Below are 15296 nucleotides of genomic sequence, written 5' to 3'. Positions count from 1 at the left end.
TATCGGAATCAGGCCTTTTAATTTCACTTCAATCGCCCTCTAGAAGTGATTACCTAAAAATGCTCCGCTAACCCTTTAAGTACTGGCTATCTGCACTACGAGTGCTTACAGCGCGTCTCTCACAATTGCACTCTCCACTCATTTCAGGCTCACCATAGCTCTATACGACCTTTCCCCGTTTAGATAAAACTATACCCAAGTAACCTCAAGATGCGGTTTCAGCGAGAATGTATTCGCTCATAGGCAAGGCACCGATTTGAATACATAGTTATACTTTGAATACATAGTTATTCTACGTAGAAAATCGGTAACGCAGCATAGGAGCGAATACAACTCGCCCTTTGGGAGCTCATCAACAAGCCCATTTCAGCGCCCAATGACGTTGAAAGGGAATGACCATTCCTTCCGTCATTGAGCTTGACCTGTTCTTGTTGATGAAGCTCTGAAGTCTGCATCTTGAGGTCATTTGGGTATATGCCGCTCTTAAAGTGTCTGTCCCTGTAAGAATTTCTGTCCCTGTAAGAATTTAATGTAGCTTGTGATGTCTGTCCTTGTAAGGTTTTAGGTAAGCAACTGATAGATATAAAAAAGCCCCACTGTGTGGGGCTTGTTCATAAAGATATTTGAACTTATTGGAGCGCGTTACGCTTCAGTTTTGCTTTTACTCGCTTTAGACGCTTTGTTTTTTGTCGCGGCTTCCGCTTTTGCTGCTTCGTGTGCGCGTTTTACCGCTTCCACTTGGTCAGCTTTTTTCTTAATCACGGTTGTGCCTTCGAAGGTTTCACCCTCTACATAAGCCTTACCGTAGTAAGAAGCAAGTAGAACTTCTTTTAATTCACTGATCAATGGGTAACGAGGGTTAGCACCTGTACATTGGTCATCGAACGCTTCTACAGCCAGTTCGTCAAGTTTTGCTAGGAAGTCGGCTTCGTTAACACCAGCAGCTTGGATAGACATTGGAATGTCTAGTGCCACTTTCAATTCATTCAACCAAGTAACCAATGCTTGAATTTTCTCTGCTGTGTGGTCGCCAGGTTTTGCTAGACCTAAGTGTTCAGCGACTTCTGCATAGCGACGACGTGCTTGAGGACGGTCGTATTGAGAGAAAGCAGTTTGCTTGGTTGGGTTATCGTTAGCGTTAAAACGGACCACGTTTTCCATCAACAATGCGTTAGCCAAACCGTGTGGAATGTGGAATTCAGCACCCAGTTTGTGCGCCATTGAGTGACATACACCTAAGAAGGCGTTCGCAAATGCGATACCAGCGATAGTTGCTGCGTTGTGAACACGTTCACGAGCAATTGGATCTTTCGCACCATTTGCATAGCTTGATGGTAGGTACTCTTTTAGCAATTTCAGAGCTTGGAGTGCTTGACCATCAGAGTATTCGCTTGCCATAACAGAAACGTATGCTTCAAGAGCGTGAACCACCGCGTCATAACCACCAAAAGCAGTCAGAGATTTAGGCATGTTCATGACTAAGTTAGCATCAACGATTGCCATGTTTGGTGTTAGCTCGTAATCAGCTAGTGGATATTTCGCACCGGTCTCATCATCGGTTACTACCGCAAATGGAGTTACTTCAGAACCGGTACCAGAAGTCGTGGTGATACAAACAAGCTCTGCTTTTTGACCCATTTTAGGGAATTTGTAGATACGTTTACGGATATCCATAAAGCGCATGGCAAGTTCTTCAAATTCAGTTTCTGGGTGTTCGTACATTACCCACATGATTTTCGCAGCATCCATTGGTGAACCACCACCAAGAGCAAGAATCACGTCTGGTTTGAAGCTGTTCATCTGCTCCGCACCTTTCTTCACGATAGAAAGAGTTGGATCAGCTTCTACTTCGTAGAAAGTTTGCACTTCCATGCCTTGAGCTTTCAAAAGCTCAACGATTTCATCTGAGTAACCGTTATTGAATAGGAAACGGTCGGTAACAAGGAATGCACGTTTTTTGCCTTCCAAGTCACTTAGTGCAACTGGCAAGCTACCACGGCGGAAGTAAACTGATTTTGGAAGTTTATGCCACAACATGTTTTCTGCTCGTTTTGCTACGATTTTTTTGTTGATTAGGTGTTTTGGACCCACGTTTTCTGAGATTGAGTTACCACCCCAAGAACCACAACCTAATGTCAATGAAGGTGCAACGTTGAAGTTGTACAAGTCACCGATACCACCGTGAGTGGTTGGAATGTTAATCAAGATACGAGCTGTTTTTAGCTTGTTACCGAAGTAAAGAATACGGTCTTGATTCGCATCTTGGTCAGTATAAAGACCAGAAGTATGGCCGATACCGCCGATTTCTACCATGTGGATCGCTTGTTCAACAGCATCTTCAAAGTTATCTGCACGGAACATACCCAAAGTAGGAGACAGTTTTTCATGAGCAAATGCATCTTCAGTCGTTACTTTGCCATGTAGGCCTTCACCAATCAGCACTTTAGTGTCAGAAGGAACAGTCACACCAGCCATTTCCGCAATTTTAGTTGCAGGTTGACCAACGATTCGCGCGTTCAACGCACCATCAATAAGTAGCACGTTGCGAACTTTAGCCGCTTCTTCTTTATCGAGTACATACGCTTTGTGTGTTGCAAAACGTTGTTTAACTTCTTCATATACAGCATCTACAACGATAACGGCTTGTTCAGATGCACATACCACGCCGTTGTCGAATGTTTTTGACATAAGAACAGAAGCAACAGCACGTTTAATGTCTGCCGTTTCGTCGATAACAACAGGAACGTTACCTGCACCCACACCGATGGCCGGTTTACCTGAAGAGTAAGCCGCTTTCACCATACCAGGGCCACCAGTAGCTAGGATTAATGCGATGTCATTGTGGCGCATCAATGCATTAGAAAGCTCAACAGATGGTTCATCAATCCAACCAATGATGTCTTTAGGTGCACCAGCCGCAACAGCAGCATCAAGTACCAATTTTGCAGCATCATTAGTTGAGTGTTTAGCACGTGGGTGTGGCGAGAAAATAATGCCGTTGCGTGTTTTTAGAGAAATGAGAGATTTGAAGATAGCGGTTGAAGTTGGGTTGGTGGTTGGAACGATACCACAGATAATGCCAACAGGTTCTGCGATGGTCATGGTACCCATGCTGTCATCAACTTCCAGCACGCCACAAGTTTGCTCATCTTTGTACTTGTTGTAGATATACTCAGAAGCAAAGTGGTTTTTGATTACTTTGTCTTCCACGATACCCATGCCAGACTCAGCAACCGCTTGTTGTGCCAAAGGAATTCGAGCTTGGTTCGCTGCAAGAGATGCCGCACGGAAAATATTGTCAACCTGCTCTTGAGAGTAAGTTGCAAATTCCGCTTGTGCTTTTTTAACACGGGCAACAAGAGCGTCGAGTTCAGCCAAATTAGTAACAGGCATAATGAATCTCCTAAATTTAAAATTAAAAACTTTTTATTAAGTATTCGCTTCCCATTAACGCCTATTTATCAAAAGCTTAGACTAAAAAGATTCAAGAAAACAACACACTTAGTAAATCGCTTTTATGGTTTGAGTATAATATTTCGCTCCTCGAAAAAAATTGACTGAGATCAGTTCCTACACCTAAAAGCACACAAATTTTATTACTCGAAGAAAAAATATATAACCCATTGATTTTAAACAGATTATTTTTATGAACAAAAGTCACAAAGTTATTCATTTTAGAAACAACTAATAAAAATTATATACCTCAGCACCAAAAAGTATCATTTTGCTACAAACACACAACCGAACCTCATAAACCATGTGCTACTAGTGGTACATATAAACACTGTTTAACCACCTTGGTCAAACAATAAATTAACCCCCAATATATAAAATTTAACCTTTCCAAGGTTATTCTGGCGACCTCAACTAAGAAGAATACCTCCTCTTTTTTATCAAACTAAAGCCGTTAAAGGGCATGCAGAAGAAAGAGATAAATGAAACAGCGCCTTGAGGTTAATTGGGGGATAAAACGCATTATTTTTTGTAATGCGTGCTAAGAGTTGACTACAATTTTTTTCATTCGTCGCGTACCATTCTTTGCCTTACATTAGCGCCGTTTGTTGTTGTTCACCTATATAGAGAGAGCCCACACATGAGCAGCATTGAGTTCGCTATTTTTCTTCAATTTTTTCTAGGCCTCGTTGCCGCAGTGAACCCTGTGGGCATCATGCCGGTTTTTGTTTCACTCACCAGCCATATGACACCAGAAGAGCGCAGTAAAACGGCCATTACGGCTAACGTCTCTGTGGCAATCATCTTAACGTGTGCGTTGATCGGTGGTCAGATGCTGCTTGATATGTTTAGCATCTCGCTAGATTCGTTTCGAGTCGCCGGCGGTTTACTATTAATGAGCATCGCATTTTCGATGATGAGCGGTAAGTTAGGTGAAGATAAACAGAACAAACAAGAGAAGAACGAGTACATCAGCCGCGAACAAGTGGGGGTTGTTCCTCTCGCTATGCCCTTAATGGCTGGACCAGGCGCAATCAGTTCTACCATTGTGTATGGTGCTCGCTATCCTGGTACTTGGGATACATTTGGAATTGTACTCACCATTATTATTTTTAGTCTAGCCAGCTGGCTGCTGTTTCGCTCCGCACCTTATATCGTGCGTTTACTGGGACAAACAGGGATTAACGTCATTACGCGTATTATGGGCTTAATATTGGGATCGCTTGGTATTGAGTTCATTACTAACGGCTTGCGAAACCTACTCCCAGGTTTAGGTTAATGATTTATAAAATAGAAAAGCGCCATAACGGCGCTTTTCTATTTAGGAGATAACTCATGGTTTCTCTTTACCTAGTAATGAACACTGCACACAAGAGAAACCATGATAATAAAAGGTTACTTCTCTGCGAGAATAATACGTAAGGTACGACGTAATGGCTCTGCCGCACCCCATAGTAATTGGTCACCTACGGTAAATGCGTTAAGGAAATCGTCACCCATACTCATCTTACGCAAACGGCCAACTGGAACAGACAAAGTGCCAGTCACTTTAGCAGGAGAGAGTTCTTGAGCAGTAATGTCACGATCGTTAGGAATCACTTTTACCCATTGGTTATGTGAGGCGATCATTTCTTCAATTTCATCAAGAGGAACGTTCTGTTTCAACTTGATAGTTAATGCTTGAGAGTGGCAACGCATTGCACCAATACGAACACAAGTGCCGTCAATGGGTACAGGAGAGTTTTGAATACCTAAAATCTTATTTGCTTCAGCTGCTGCTTTCCACTCTTCTTTAGATTGACCGTTTTCACGTTTAACGTCGATCCAAGGAATAAGGGAACCCGCTAAAGGTACACCAAATTGATTGGTTGGGAATGTTGTCGAACGCATTGTCTCTGCGACTTTACGGTCGATATCCAAAATAGAACTTGCTGGGTTTGCCAACTCAGAGCTAACAGAATCTGCGATAACGCCCATTTGAGAAATCAACTCGCGCATGTTTTGAGCACCAGCACCAGAAGCCGCTTGATAAGTCATCGCACTCATCCACTCAACCAAACCACGTTCAAATAGGCCACCTAGCCCCATGAGCATCAAACTAACGGTACAATTGCCACCAACAAATGTATTAGTTCCCTGATGGATACCGTTTTGAATCTGGTTTAGATTCACAGGATCAAGAGTAATAATTGAATCATCAGCCATACGCAATGTTGATGCAGCGTCGATCCAGTATCCTTTCCAACCAGCTTTGCGCAGTTCTGGGTACACTTTTTCGGTATAGCTACCACCTTGACAGGTGATCACTGCATCCAATTTCTTCAAGCTATCAATATCGAATGCATCTTGCAGTAAACCCGCTTCTTTTCCGAAGTTAGGCGCTGCAATACCTATTTGTGATGTGCTGAAAAATACTGGTTCAATGAGGTTAAAATCGCCTTCTTCAACCATACGCTGCATCAGTACAGAACCTACCATACCACGCCAACCAACAAGACCGACTCTCATTCTCTTACTCTCCTTGTTATCTCCAAAAAAATAGTATCCCCATCTATAAGTGGTTCAGCATAAAATCTCAAGCGTTTCTTAATAAAATCCCAAAGTTTTTAGGCTCAATGGATAGGATTTACTCTGACTAGCCATTCAACTAGATAAAAAAGCCAGTATTATGCTTTTTTTCACCGACAAAAAAGTGTGGATTTTTACCGCATACAAACCAGTAACACGCCTCTTCTACATTACACAAAATTTTATTTCGACTTACTCCACAACTAACAACATTTAGCACTAATTTTTAACAAAAATGGGTTACCAAATCACATTTTATACGCTCAAACTCGAAATATTTATTCAAGTAAGGTACAGTGCCGCTTCCTTTTAAGTAGGCTCCTTACTCATCCACTAGCATATTCATTCGAAATGAGGCATATATAATGGCACAGGCCCCAAAACGCTTACCTAGCGTGCTACAAGTAGTAGTCGCGCTAGGGTTATTTTTATTGTTAGCTTTCTCCTTTACTGCGAAATTAGACCTACCTATTCAGCTAGCTCTGTATATCGGCTGGTTTATCATTATAGTTTTAGGTGTTCGCCTTGGTCATAAGTATCAAGACTTAGAAAAAGCAGCTCTAAATGGGATATCAAACGGCCTAGGTGCTGTTTTAATACTTTTAGCGGTTGGTGCTCTGGTTGGTACCTGGATTTCAGGTGGTATTGTTCCAACAATTATTTATTACGGTTTAAAAGCGATTCACCCGTCAATTTTCCTATTGGCAACCATGGTGATCTGTTCATTAACGGCGCTTGCAACAGGAACATCTTGGGGTGCAGCTGGCACAGCGGGCATTGCGATGATGGGCATAGGCCAAGGTTTAGGTGTTCCAGCACCAATTACAGCGGGTGCGGTTCTGTCTGGCTGCTACTTTGGCGACAAGATGTCACCGCTTTCCGATTCGGTTATCCTCGCCTCTAGTATGTCGAATGTAGAAGTGGTTGAGCACATTAAAGGTATGCTACCTATTGCCTCGATTAGCTACATCATTACTGCGATCATGTTTACGTTATTTGGGTTCCACTATTCTGGCAACGTTGACATGTCACAAGTACAAAACGTAATGCATGCAATGGAGCAGCAGTTCTACATCACGCCATATTCATTTGTGCCAGTATTGATTGTGCTCGGCTTACTTGCGATGCGTATGCCTTCATTCCCAGTGATCAGTTTTGGTTCTCTTCTTGGTATTGTCTGGGCTGTCATGATCCAAGATGTGGATTTTCTACAAGCATTTAACACAGCATGGGCTCCATTTAGCATTGAATCAGGCGTGCCTTTTATCGACTCTATTCTTAACCGTGGTGGTATGTCGTCAATGTTAGGTTCTGTTGCGGTGATCGTCTTTGGCCTCGGTTTTGGCGGCTTGTTAGATAAAGTGGGGGTTTTGGAGACCATCGCTAAGTTATTTGAACACCGCATCAAAAGCTCTGGCTCATTAGCAGCTAGCACCATTGGCACAGCGTTTTTAGGTAACGTATTTGGCTCTGCTATGTACGTATCTTTGATATTAACACCGAAGATCTGCGCGAAGAATTATGATCGCTTGGGTTACAAACGTAAGAACCTATCTCGAAACGCAGAGTTTGGTGGTACGTTAACCTCAGGTATGGTGCCTTGGAGTGACAATGGTATCTATATGGCAAGCATTCTTGGAGTAGCAACACTCTCTTACGCGCCGTTCATGTGGTTAAGCTTTGTTTGTATTGTAATCACGATTATCTGCTCATACATGGGTTGGTTTGTCGATAAATGTGAACCGACAGCCACTACTGGTGAACCTGAAGAATCCGGTGTAGCACTCTCTTCAGAAAAGAGTTCGGCTTAATCGATTGTAATACTATGATTTAAAACCCAAAAGAGCGCCTTAGGCGCTCTTTTTATTTATAAATAACCTACGGCTAAATGTAGCAAAGTAAGTTTATTTATTGCGGGTTAACTGATCACGCAAATTAGGTGGCGTTCCTTTGATCGTCAACGTGTCGGTTTCTGGATCGTAAAACACACGCTCACCCATGAGTAAACTATCGAAACTGATATTCAAACCGCCACCAGCTCCCACGTACTTGGTCAGTTTTCTTACTGTGCTACGATCACCAGGGAAGCTTTCTTCCAGCTCATAACCATGCTTTTCAGTAAATTCGATGAAACTAGTACCATCTTCGCTTGGCGTAAGCTCACCCGAAAGCTCTTTGATCTCGATCTCTTCCCCTGATTTGATCTGATCATTGCAGTAGTCGTAGACCTGTTTTTTGTAACTAATTGCTTCTGACTTTTCCAATTTAGAATCGGTACAGAAATCCTCTACCGCCTGCATTAGCACTTGGTTTTGTTGTTTAGTGTCTAATCCAACCGAGGCTTGGAGAAAATCAAGGAAGAAGTCTGCGACTTTACGTCCTACTCTACCTTTAATGTAGCTTAGATAACGATTAGACTCTTTGTCCGTCTCGAAGCTTGAGATATCAATGCGTGCCGCGATATCCATTTTATTGATATCGAGGTAATCCGTCGCACTGATATCTAATCCTTCAGTCACCTTAAGGCTCTGATTCATCGGTAGTAAACCAATGAACAAGTATTCTGTTGATAGCGACTGATACTCCGCCATCACTAAAATGCCTTCATCGGCAAACGGGTATTTTGACAGCTCGTCACGCAAACGTTGTGCACTCTGCTGAGTGAAGTCGTAGAAATTGCGATTTCCTTGACGCAGTTCCTGCAACCACTGCTGAAAATCGCTGTCTGATTGGAAAGAACCGAACCCTTTACCTGATTTTGCATTAAAAACTCGGTGCAATTCAGCCACAAGGTTCTCAGTTGATGTATCATTATCAAGGGCTTGAGCTCGGAAGTTAACAACCAGCTCGTCGTTATCATTTTTGCGCAATTGGTGCAAAATGACATTCGAAAGGTGCAGACTCATAGTGAAATTATCATCGTTGTGGTTTCAGTTGTAAGGCATAGTAGGTTATCATAAGCCGCTTTTACTATCATCATCAGAGTATCTATGCCAATTACATCAAAATATAGTGACGAGAAAGTTGAAACAATCTTGACTGAAATTGCTGCCGTTCTTGATAAACACGAAGCATCATCAGAGTTAACATTGATGATTGCTGGCAATATTGCCACAAATGTACTGAATCAGAATGTCGCTGCTGGGCAGCGTAAAGCAATCGCAGAGAAGTTTGCTCAAGCGTTGATGTCATCAATTAAAAACTGAATTCATCATAAGAACGGATAAATTACAGAACATCACATGGTAGATAGCGGAAATACATACGGCGAACGCGTTTCACGCCTCGTTGGCTGGGGGCACTGGTTTGCCTTCTTTAATATCATAGCTGCGATGCTGATAGGTACGCGATACATCGCGCAATCACCATGGCCAGAAACCTTGCTTGGACAGTTTTACTTAGCTGTATCTTGGGCAGGGCACTTTGGCTTTTTGGTCTTCGCTCTCTACTTACTGATCCTGTTTCCGTTGACCTTTGTGATACCGTCGCGAGCAGTCTTCCGCTTTTTCTCGGTCTGCTTCGCGACGTCAGGGCTGACTATTCTTTTAGTAGATACTCAGGCCTACCAAATTATTAATCTCCACCTCACACCTGTGGTGTGGGAACTACTATTTAGCGATAAAAGCAGCGCCATCAGCACAGATTTACAACACCTCTTTGTTGTATTGCCGCTCATCTTTTTACTTGAGTTAGGCCTCTCTGAATGGGTATGGCGCAAACAGCGTAAATTGTCACACAAACGTATTGGACGGCCGTTAACTGCAGTCTTTTTTGTTTGCTTCATCGCTAGCCACCTAATTTATGTTTGGTCCGACGCGTATTTTTATACTCCAGTCACCGGACAGAAATCTAACTTCCCTCTCTCCTACCCAATGACGGCGAAATCCTTCATGGAGAAACATGGGTTGTTGGACCGAGATGAATACTTAAAACGATTGGAAGAAAACCAACACAATGTAGACTTGGTTAACTATCCGCTCGAAAAAATCGAATTTGGTCGTCGTGCCAATGAGCTCAATATTCTGTTGGTGAGTGTGAACAACCTGCGCGCCGACGCTTTAAATCCAACGCAAATGCCTTACACCAGCGCATTTGCAGAACAAAATCTCAATTTCTTGAATCACTACAGTTCCAGTAATGACATGTACGGTCTGTTTGGGTTGTTCTACGGCTTGCCAAGTAGTTACGCTAGCAGCATTACTGCCCAAGGCGCCTCACCTGTCATGGTGAATGTACTAAAAAGCCATCACTATCAATTTGGCTTGTTCAGTGGTGATAATTTTGACGATAATCTTTATGAAGAAACTATGTTTCGCGGTTTACCCATGGTTCAGCAAGAGTTTAAACCAGATGTTAACCCAGACGTACAAACCATCGAAAACTGGGGCAATTGGGTAGTTAACCAAGATAGCAAGCATTGGTTTAGTTATATTGAGTTAACGTCCGTTGAAGACTTCAATGATCTAAACCGCAGTAGCGAACAAACAGGCTCGCCAAAACAACGGTTATCAAAAGACTATCAACAATCTATCTCATTGGCAGATAACGAACTTGGTCAGTTGTTTGAAAAATTGAATCAACTGAATTTGACGGAAAATACTGTTGTTATCATTACGTCAAATCACGGCATGGAATTCAATGAAACCAAGACCAACTCTTGGGGTTCAAACAGCAACTATAGCCAATATCAAATTAAAGTACCTATGGTTATTCATTGGCCAGGCAAGCTTGCTGCGCGATTTAAGCATCGCTCTAGCCATCTCGATCTTTCTGTGACGATTTTGCAAGACCTCATGGGTGTATCTTCTAATCCAAGTGATTTTAGTAGCGGTCGTAATCTATTTGATGAAACCACGCGGAAATGGATTCTTGCGGGCGATACTCGTGAACTGGCTCTTATTAGCGGTAATGAGACCACTGTGGTGGATAAATTTGGTAACTTTAAAGTGTACGATGAAAACTACCACCGTTTGAAACACGAAAGTCCAACCCTACCTGTATTGCTACAAGGTTTAACCGAATTACAGCGTTTCTATGTAAAGGATAATTAAATCATAATGTTATGATTTAATTACCTTGACGGTTTTCGGAAAAATGATTAGAGTAATTCCATCGGACTGTAGCGCAGCTTGGTAGCGCACCGTCATGGGGTGTCGGGGGTCGGAGGTTCAAATCCTCTCAGTCCGACCATACACCAATAAAAAGAGAGCTTCGGCTCTCTTTTTGTCTTTTTAATCCCTACAAGTAGATGATATACCGCGCGAATTTTTATGTGGCCAAAGACCGCATTTAGCCAGCCAGAATGGTCAGATAATAACTTGGCTAGTATTACACTTTAAATTGGGATAACAGATTATCAAGTGTACCAGACAGCATCAAAAGATGCTGACTTTCGCTTGCCACCGTTTGTGCACCATGTCACTCTCTTTGGTCAAATCACCGATCTTCGTGATGTTTTCAGTGATATCTCGGGTGGTCACATCCTGCTGTTCGGAAGCGGTTGATATCTGCTGGCTCATATCTCTAATCAACACTACTGATTCCGATATCGCTAACAGTGCTTGCTCTAAATCGGCAGAAAACGTTTGAGTTTGATGCGCTTGATTAAGGCTCTTCTCTATATCGTTAAGCGAAGAAGAAACACCACTGTTAAGCCTATCAATCATATTATTGATGTCTTCTGTTGCATCTTGAGTACGTTTTGCCAATGACCGAACTTCATCCGCTACCACCGCAAAGCCCCTGCCTTGTTCTCCAGCTCGCGCCGCTTCAATTGCCGCATTAAGAGCCAATAGGTTAGTTTGCTCCGCAATACTCTGAATGATATTCAAAATATCAGTGATTTGATTAGCATATTCTGCAACCTGCCGAATAGTTGTGGCACTGGTTTCTACATTGCCACACAAGACTTGCAAATTGGTAATCGCTTTTTGGGCCGTTTGTCGCCCACTTTCGACATGTTGGTTTGATTGCTCTGTTTCGTTGGCGGCTGAAACCGTATTTTCAGTGACATGAGATACCGTAGCACTCAACTCTGTTGCAGCGGTCACTATCGATTCCACTGCAACCGTCTGAGTTTGTGTGATATCTAATGTGTGCTTCGAAAGATCACTCAATTATTTAGATGCAGAAGACATCTCTTTAGCCTGGCTATCCAACTGCTTCATAATACCGTGCAGCTTATCCAGAAAACTGTTTAGGCTTACTGCTAGGCCATAAAATTCATCACGACCGCGCAGTTTTATACGGAAACGTAAATCCCCTTCACCACTGTTTAACTCATTTAAGCAAACCTGTAACGACTTAACTCGTTGCAGAACCAAAGAAGGAACCGTGATAATACCGATAAATAACAGTACAACCACAATCCCCGTCCCCCAAAGTTGCGCCGTGTTTGACTCACTTATCGTCGAGGATATTAACTGAGAAATATCCTCAACTTGCTGAGCTTCATAAACTCCCATAGGGTCGAGTAGGCTGCGCGTCGCGTCAAACTTTTCCTCAACATCGCCTAAGTAGAGTTGATTCGCTGCATCAAGCTGTTTGCTATTAATCAGCGCCTGCACTTGCTCCGCATCACTAATCCACGCGAGTGCACTTGTGAGAAGTTGCTCTCCTTGAGCGCGATGAGTCTCATCTTGTTGTAGTGCAACATATTGAGTTAAGCGTTGTTTAACCTGATCAGCATTATTACTAAAGTCTTCTTCAAATTTTGTACTATCGCTCTTCTTACTTAGATGAGATCGTAATCCATTTTCCAGCCCCTCCATTGCTTGGTACATGTCACGGTCCACATTAAGTAATAGTGACATCGCTGGAACGTGAAAATGGGTCGCTTGATTAACCCCAAAGAGTAAAGTACGAGAAGAAGAGAGTGTGTTATAGCCAATAAGAAGAGATACTAAAAACACGAGTCCAAGCGGTAGAGATATTTTCAACCGCAACGACAAATCCATAAACCAGCCCATACGTTGTTATCCTTTTCTGTTGAATAGACACGCTTCCGACTTACAAGTCGTGTTATTTTGATGGTCTTCACCCCAAACAAAATGGTCCAACCACCTACGTTATTCAAAATCAGTCTAGAACATTAATTTTTGTTCGGCGTAGTATTAATGATAATTTTCTTATCTTCACCCCGCTAGCCCCCTGTCTCGAAACCGATTTGGTACTGTTTTTGCAATGAAATTCTTACACGAACAAAGGAGCTAAAAAATGAACAAAACGACTCAAGATGTCGACCGTTACATTTCATTTGAAGGAATTAAATGCAACCAAAATGCCGATCGTTTAATGGGAATGCTTGAACATAACTTGACCCAACAAATTGGCGATACCAAATGGCAGACCTATTTTGCCGACAAGCTAGCTCACCAACAGCGTTGTGGGCATGACAATCTTCATTTTATTGGCAATCAGATGAACATATTGTTCGATTACTTTACTCAATGCGATGACCAACCTGCACTGGCACTTTTGTATCAAATAGAACAAGAGTGTTGTTGAATTTAAGACAATCACCAAGGCTTGGATGAATGTTCCCCAACAAAAGAGATAATCTCGGTATGATGTAATAAATTTGGTTAGACAATTCTGTTACTCGCTCTCCTAACCAAAATAGTCCATCATATTTGGACACTCTTTGTGATCAGGAACTCTAATGAATTGGCTTTATTTTCTTATGGCTCTAGTGAGTGGTATTGGGCTTTCAATACAGGCCGCAGTAAACAGTCGCTTAAGCGCCGGAGTTAACGGTCAACCACTAATGGCCGCTTTTATTTCTTTTACGGTTGGAGCCATCTGCCTTGGGATTCTAGCTCTTACGCAAGTTCAATGGAGTGGCATGAGTAATCAGCTACTTCAACAACCTTGGTGGCGCTGGGTTGGCGGTTTAATCGGCGCAGCGGTTGTATTTACCAGTATCTTTTTGGCTCCAAGAATTGGCATCACCAATGCTATGTTCCTGTTTATTTTAGGACAACTAATTGCTGGAATGCTCATCGATAGTTTAGGACTTATTCAAATGCCAATTCGACCGGTTTATTGGTGGAAATACGCCGGACTGCTCATCATGCTAATGGGTTTAGTACTGTTTATGTTCGGTGACAAATTGTTTGGGCAACGCTAAAAAATCATCAAGTAAGTCGTATTTAAGCTATACACACTTGGAGGCATAAGGTTATCCTAGCAAATTCTATGTCATTGCTTAAAAAGGACATTATTTTGAAAGCGCCCCTATTGGTTACTCTTGTTGGTCTGAGTGCTTTGTTCAGTTACGCCACTCATGCCGATCCTAAAACCCCTGGTACACATTCAGGCTATACCACCGCTGAAATGTTAGCTAATGGTATACCAAGTGATCTTCGCATGATTGACGTCAGTGATATCCAAAAAGAACTGAAGGATACCGCCCCTATCGCAGTGGGATTTGATATTGACGATACAACTTTGTTTAGCTCCCCCGTTTTCTATCGTGGCCAACAGATGTTTTCTCCTAATGGCTATGAATATCTGAGCAACCAAAAGTTTTGGGATAAAGCCAACTGTGGCTGGGACGCTTTCAGTATGCCAAAATCAATTGCGAAACAATTGATTACGATGCATCAAGATCGAGGTGACGATATCTACTTTATCACCGGTAGAACTTCATCTCCTTGCCATTTCACCACTGATTATTTGCAAAAGACATTCCATATTAAGAAGATGAACGAGGTCATTTTTGCGGGGGCAAGCCGTACGGTTTACACCAAAACTCAGTACATCAAGGCCCATAAAATCAAAATCTATTATGGCGATTCGGATGGAGACATTATCTCTGCACGTCACGCAGGAGCAGAAGGTATACGAGTAATGCGCGCCGCGAACTCCAGTTATAAACCATTGCCGAAAAATGGCCTATACGGTGAACGAATCCTGCGCAATTCACAATACTGATTTATGAAAATAAAGGCCAATAGCCACCAGCACACTGTGTGATGGCGTATGAAAGAGAAAAGCCCACTCCGAGGAGTGGGCTTCTACCAATGACGTTGTAGATTGGCTATCTAATACAAAATCGGAACCTTTTCTAGATAACCACCCCCACTGTCGAGGGGCCGTTATCAAGCAATATCAAATCAGCTCAAACTGAAATAAGCACTTAGAGAACCCAAATCCTACATAAAATTGAACACTCTAAGTACTCATAAGACATTTCAAGCGCCTTTCTGATTAATTTAGATAACTATCTGTTTTATATTTTATTTTTATATGCCAACTAACACTGTTAGTTTTTA

Annotated in this window: 13 protein-coding genes and 1 tRNA gene; 8 read left to right on the top strand and 6 right to left on the bottom strand. The window is 42.4% G+C overall.

Annotated features, from left to right (window positions below):
* Window positions 1–287 precede the first annotated feature (287 nt).
* Both JCM16456_RS23545 and adhE read right to left on the bottom strand, forming a co-directional pair.
* Window positions 288–455, bottom strand: coding sequence for a hypothetical protein (locus JCM16456_RS23545; protein ID WP_156430441.1), 168 nt, complete (start codon window positions 453–455; stop codon window positions 288–290).
* A 187-nt stretch (window positions 456–642) separates the two neighbouring features.
* The gene (gene adhE, locus JCM16456_RS04555) at window positions 643–3393 is read right to left on the bottom strand and encodes a bifunctional acetaldehyde-CoA/alcohol dehydrogenase (RefSeq protein WP_068712779.1); all 2751 of its coding nucleotides are present in this window, start codon (window positions 3391–3393) and stop codon (window positions 643–645) included.
* A 700-nt stretch (window positions 3394–4093) separates the two neighbouring features.
* Between adhE and JCM16456_RS04550 the strand changes: the two genes are divergently transcribed.
* Window positions 4094–4732 carry a YchE family NAAT transporter gene (locus tag JCM16456_RS04550; RefSeq protein WP_068712777.1) on the top strand — a complete coding sequence of 213 codons (639 nt, stop codon included), beginning with the start codon at window positions 4094–4096 and terminating at the stop codon, window positions 4730–4732.
* 116 nt (window positions 4733–4848) lie between these two features.
* Here JCM16456_RS04550 and asd read toward each other — a convergent pair whose 3' ends face one another.
* Window positions 4849–5961, bottom strand: coding sequence for an aspartate-semialdehyde dehydrogenase (asd, locus tag JCM16456_RS04545; RefSeq protein ID WP_068712775.1), 1113 nt, complete (start codon window positions 5959–5961; stop codon window positions 4849–4851).
* A gap of 425 nt (window positions 5962–6386) precedes the next feature.
* Here asd and nhaC point away from each other — a divergent pair, with 425 nt between their 5' ends.
* Window positions 6387–7832, top strand: coding sequence for a Na+/H+ antiporter NhaC (gene nhaC / locus JCM16456_RS04540; RefSeq protein WP_068712773.1), 1446 nt, complete (start codon window positions 6387–6389; stop codon window positions 7830–7832).
* 93 nt (window positions 7833–7925) lie between these two features.
* Here nhaC and yejK read toward each other — a convergent pair whose 3' ends face one another.
* Window positions 7926–8927, bottom strand: a complete 1002-nt coding sequence (yejK, locus tag JCM16456_RS04535; protein WP_068712771.1) for a nucleoid-associated protein YejK — start codon at window positions 8925–8927, stop codon at window positions 7926–7928.
* A gap of 84 nt (window positions 8928–9011) precedes the next feature.
* On the opposite strand from yejK, the gene JCM16456_RS04530 reads away from it, so the two are divergent.
* The 3 genes from JCM16456_RS04530 to JCM16456_RS04520 all read left to right on the top strand — a co-directional run bounded on the left by JCM16456_RS04530 (window position 9012) and on the right by JCM16456_RS04520 (window position 11211).
* Window positions 9012–9227: a YejL family protein gene (locus JCM16456_RS04530; protein WP_068712769.1), complete on the top strand. Its 216-nt coding sequence runs from the start codon at window positions 9012–9014 to the stop codon at window positions 9225–9227.
* Window positions 9228–9263: 36 nt separating this feature from the next.
* Entirely contained in the window at window positions 9264–11072 is a 1809-nt protein-coding gene (locus tag JCM16456_RS04525) for a DUF3413 domain-containing protein (RefSeq protein ID WP_068712767.1), read from the top strand.
* A gap of 62 nt (window positions 11073–11134) precedes the next feature.
* Window positions 11135–11211: transfer RNA gene (locus tag JCM16456_RS04520), tRNA-Pro, on the top strand.
* Window positions 11212–11396: 185 nt separating this feature from the next.
* Here the strand turns inward: JCM16456_RS04520 and JCM16456_RS04515 are convergent.
* Both JCM16456_RS04515 and JCM16456_RS04510 read right to left on the bottom strand, forming a co-directional pair.
* On the bottom strand, window positions 11397–12137 hold the full coding sequence (locus tag JCM16456_RS04515) for a methyl-accepting chemotaxis protein (RefSeq protein ID WP_068712765.1): 741 nt from the start codon (window positions 12135–12137) through the stop codon (window positions 11397–11399).
* A complete protein-coding gene (locus JCM16456_RS04510) occupies window positions 12138–12989 on the bottom strand; it encodes an MCP four helix bundle domain-containing protein (RefSeq protein ID WP_068712763.1) in 852 nt (283 codons plus the stop codon).
* A gap of 247 nt (window positions 12990–13236) precedes the next feature.
* Here JCM16456_RS04510 and cowN point away from each other — a divergent pair, with 247 nt between their 5' ends.
* The 3 genes from cowN to aphA all read left to right on the top strand — a co-directional run bounded on the left by cowN (window position 13237) and on the right by aphA (window position 14955).
* Window positions 13237–13527: a N(2)-fixation sustaining protein CowN gene (gene cowN / locus JCM16456_RS04505; RefSeq protein ID WP_068712761.1), complete on the top strand. Its 291-nt coding sequence runs from the start codon at window positions 13237–13239 to the stop codon at window positions 13525–13527.
* 154 nt (window positions 13528–13681) lie between these two features.
* Complete coding sequence (locus JCM16456_RS04500; RefSeq protein ID WP_068712759.1) at window positions 13682–14149, top strand: DMT family transporter; 468 nt, start codon at window positions 13682–13684, stop codon at window positions 14147–14149.
* Window positions 14150–14244: 95 nt separating this feature from the next.
* On the top strand, window positions 14245–14955 hold the full coding sequence (gene aphA / locus JCM16456_RS04495; protein ID WP_231894417.1) for an acid phosphatase AphA: 711 nt from the start codon (window positions 14245–14247) through the stop codon (window positions 14953–14955).
* The last annotated feature ends 341 nt before the right edge of the window (window positions 14956–15296 follow it).

Origin of the sequence: Vibrio tritonius, from assembly GCF_001547935.1 — a bacterium.
GTDB classification, from domain to species: Bacteria; Pseudomonadota; Gammaproteobacteria; order Enterobacterales; family Vibrionaceae; genus Vibrio; species Vibrio tritonius.
This window is presented reverse-complemented; position numbering and strand designations above follow the sequence as displayed.

Coding starts and splice junctions, on each gene's coding strand:
- cowN (WP_068712761.1), top strand. CDS start 13,237: ATGAACAAAACGACTCAAGATGTCGACCGTTACATTTCATTTGAAGGA.
- JCM16456_RS04500 (WP_068712759.1), top strand. CDS start 13,682: ATGAATTGGCTTTATTTTCTTATGGCTCTAGTGAGTGGTATTGGGCTT.
- nhaC (WP_068712773.1), top strand. CDS start 6,387: ATGGCACAGGCCCCAAAACGCTTACCTAGCGTGCTACAAGTAGTAGTC.
- asd (WP_068712775.1), bottom strand. CDS start 5,961: ATGAGAGTCGGTCTTGTTGGTTGGCGTGGTATGGTAGGTTCTGTACTG.
- JCM16456_RS23545 (WP_156430441.1), bottom strand. CDS start 455: ATGCAGACTTCAGAGCTTCATCAACAAGAACAGGTCAAGCTCAATGAC.
- JCM16456_RS04550 (WP_068712777.1), top strand. CDS start 4,094: ATGAGCAGCATTGAGTTCGCTATTTTTCTTCAATTTTTTCTAGGCCTC.
- adhE (WP_068712779.1), bottom strand. CDS start 3,393: ATGCCTGTTACTAATTTGGCTGAACTCGACGCTCTTGTTGCCCGTGTT.
- yejK (WP_068712771.1), bottom strand. CDS start 8,927: ATGAGTCTGCACCTTTCGAATGTCATTTTGCACCAATTGCGCAAAAAT.
- JCM16456_RS04530 (WP_068712769.1), top strand. CDS start 9,012: ATGCCAATTACATCAAAATATAGTGACGAGAAAGTTGAAACAATCTTG.
- JCM16456_RS04510 (WP_068712763.1), bottom strand. CDS start 12,989: ATGGGCTGGTTTATGGATTTGTCGTTGCGGTTGAAAATATCTCTACCG.
- JCM16456_RS04525 (WP_068712767.1), top strand. CDS start 9,264: ATGGTAGATAGCGGAAATACATACGGCGAACGCGTTTCACGCCTCGTT.